General features: G+C 58.7%; 2 rRNA genes. Both read right to left on the bottom strand.

Annotation, left to right across the window (positions count from 1 at the left end):
- Nucleotides 1-2: 2 nt before the first annotated feature.
- Nucleotides 3-119 (bottom strand): 5S ribosomal RNA (gene rrf, locus ABD644_RS22620).
- 109 nt (nt 120-228) lie between these two features.
- Nucleotides 229-3,359: ribosomal RNA gene (locus ABD644_RS22615) — 23S ribosomal RNA — on the bottom strand.
- Nucleotides 3,360-3,374: the final 15 nt, after the last annotated feature.

The following is a 3,374-nucleotide window of genomic DNA, read 5'->3' as shown; positions in this document are numbered from 1 at the left end:
TTGTCCGGCGGCGTCCTACTCTCCCACCCCGTCTCCAGGGCAGTACCATCGGCGCTGAGAGGCTTAGCTTCCGGGTTCGGAATGTTGCCGGGCGTTTCCCTCTCGCCATGGCCGCCGTAACTCTGTGAACTTGAACCATGCTGGTTCGTGCGTTCAGAACCGCACAGTGGACGCGAGACATTCTTATTTGGCCTGACGACCGTACCCAGGTGTTACGGGTAGGTGTGTGTGGTCAAGCCCTCGGCCTGTTAGTACCGGTCAGCTGCACACCTTGCGGTGCTTCCACTTCCGGCCTATCAACCCGCTGGTCTGGGCGGGGGCCTTACCCGGTTGACCCGGTGAGAGACCTCATCTTGAAGCGAGCTTCCCGCTTAGATGCTTTCAGCGGTTATCCCTGCCGAACGTAGCCAACCAGCAGTGCACCTGGCGGTACAACTGGCACACCAGAGGTTCGTCCGTCCCGGTCCTCTCGTACTAGGGACAGCTCTTCTCAAGTCTCTTACGCGCACGGCGGATAGGGACCGAACTGTCTCACGACGTTCTAAACCCAGCTCGCGTACCGCTTTAATGGGCGAACAGCCCAACCCTTGGGACCTACTCCAGCCCCAGGATGCGACGAGCCGACATCGAGGTGCCAAACCATCCCGTCGATATGGACTCTTGGGGAAGATCAGCCTGTTATCCCCGGGGTACCTTTTATCCGTTGAGCGACACCGCTTCCACATGCCGGTGCCGGGTCACTAGTCCCAGCTTTCGCTCCTGCTCGACCCGTCGGTCTCGCAGTCAAGCTCCCTTGTGCACTTGCACTCGACACCTGATTGCCAACCAGGCTGAGGGAACCTTTGGGCGCCTCCGTTACATTTTGGGAGGCAACCGCCCCAGTTAAACTACCCACCTGACACTGTCCCTGATCCGGATCACGGACCGAGGTTAGACATCCAATTCGACCAGAGTGGTATTTCAACGGCGACTCCACGAACACTGGCGTGCCCGCTTCGCAGTCTCCCACCTATCCTACACAAGCCGAACCGAACACCAATATCAAGCTATAGTAAAGGTCCCGGGGTCTTTCCGTCCTGCCGCGCGTAACGAGCATCTTTACTCGTAGTGCAATTTCGCCGAGCCTGTGGTTGAGACAGCTGAGAAGTCGTTACGCCATTCGTGCAGGTCGGAACTTACCCGACAAGGAATTTCGCTACCTTAGGATGGTTATAGTTACCACCGCCGTTTACTGGCGCTTGAGTTCTGAGCTTCGCACCCGAAGGCACTAACCCGTCCCCTTAACGTTCCAGCACCGGGCAGGCGTCAGTCCGTATACATCGTCTTACGACTTCGCACGGACCTGTGTTTTTAGTAAACAGTCGCTTCTCACTGGTCTCTGCGGCCGGCCGCCGCTGCCCACCGCTAGGGTGTTGACGGTAACCGGCCCCCCTTCTCCCGAAGTTACGGGGGCATTTTGCCGAGTTCCTTAACCACAGTTCGCTCGATCGCCTCGGTATTCTCTACCTGACCACCTGAGTTGGTTTGGGGTACGGGCCGCTCGGAACTCGCTAGAGGCTTTTCTCGGCAGCATAGGATCATCCCATTCGCCTCATTCGGCTATGCGTCAGGCCTCACCCTGTGTGTCCGACGGATTTACCTATCGGACGGGCCACACCCTTGCACCGGTACTACCACTCACCGGTAGGACTACCTTCCTGCGTCACCCCATCGCTTGCCTACTACCAGTCCGGGTCCCGTGTTCCACGGACTCGTCCCCGAAGGGATCCTGCCGCTTCAGACGGTTAGCATCGCTGGGGTCAGCATGGGCGTTCCTTCGCGGGTACGGGAATATCAACCCGTTGTCCATCGACTACGCCTGTCGGCCTCGCCTTAGGTCCCGACTCACCCTGGGCGGATTAGCCTGGCCCAGGAACCCTTGGTCTTCCGGCGGGGGAGTTTCTCACTCCCCTCTCGCTACTCATGCCTGCATTCTCACTCGCGTGGCGTCCACGGCTGGATCACTCCGCCGCTTCCACCGCCACACGACGCTCCCCTACCCATCCACACACCTGGCCGACCCCCTCGAGGGGAGCCGGCGGGTTCACGCATGAATGCCACGGCTTCGGCGGTGTGCTTGAGCCCCGCTACATTGTCGGCGCGGAATCACTTGACCAGTGAGCTATTACGCACTCTTTCAAGGGTGGCTGCTTCTAAGCCAACCTCCTGGTTGTCTCTGCGACTCCACATCCTTTTCCACTTAGCACACGCTTAGGGGCCTTAGCCGATGATCTGGGCTGTTTCCCTCTCGACTACGAACCTTATCGCCCGCAGTCTCACTGCCACGCTCTCACTTACCGGCATTCGGAGTTTGGTTGACGTCAGTAACCTTGTGGGGCCCATCGGCCATCCAGTGCTCTACCTCCGGCAAGAAACACGTGACGCTGCACCTAAATGCATTTCGGGGAGAACCAGCTATCACCGAGTTTGATTGGCCTTTCACCCCTACCCACAGCTCATCCCCCAGGTTTTCAACCCTGGTGGGTTCGGTCCTCCACGCGGTCTTACCCGCGCTTCAACCTGGCCATGGGTAGATCACTCGGCTTCGGGTCTAGAGCACGCGACTAGATCGCCCTGTTCGGACTCGCTTTCGCTACGGCTACCCCCCACGGGTTAACCTCGCCACGTACCACTAACTCGCAGGCTCATTCTTCAAAAGGCACGCAATCACCCCGCCACCGAAGCGGCTAAGGCTCTCACGGCTTGTAGGCACACGGTTTCAGGTACTATTTCACTCCCCTCCCGGGGTACTTTTCACCTTTCCCTCACGGTACTTGTCCGCTATCGGTCACCAGGGAGTATTCAGGCTTAGCGGGTGGTCCCGCCAGATTCACACCGAATTTCACGGGCTCGGTGCTACTTGGGAAACACGCTCGAGAGAGACCGGGTTTTCGTGTACGGGGCTCTCACCCTCTACGGCGACCCCTTCCAGAGGCCTTCCACTAACCACGGATCTTTTATGACTCTCTGCACCCTCGGCAGAAGGTACTGAACGGTCCCACGACCCCGACCACACAACGCCTGCCGGCTATCACATGCGATCGGTTTAGCCTCATCCGCTTTCGCTCGCCACTACTCACGGAATCACGGTTGTTTTCTCTTCCTGTGGGTACTGAGATGTTTCACTTCCCCACGTTCCCTCCACACGCCCTATGTGTTCAGGCGCGGGTCACACCACATGACTGGTGCGGGGTTCCCCCATTCGGAAATCCTCGGATCAACGCTCGGTTGACAGCTCCCCGAGGCTTATCGCAGCCTCCTACGTCCTTCATCGGCTCCTGGTGCCCAGGCATCCACCGTGTGCCCTTAACAACTTGGCCACACAAAAATCCCGC

The sequence above is a fragment of the Blastococcus jejuensis genome (assembly GCF_039534705.1).
GTDB classification, from domain to species: domain Bacteria; phylum Actinomycetota; class Actinomycetes; order Mycobacteriales; family Geodermatophilaceae; genus Blastococcus_B; species Blastococcus_B jejuensis.
This window is presented reverse-complemented; position numbering and strand designations above follow the sequence as displayed.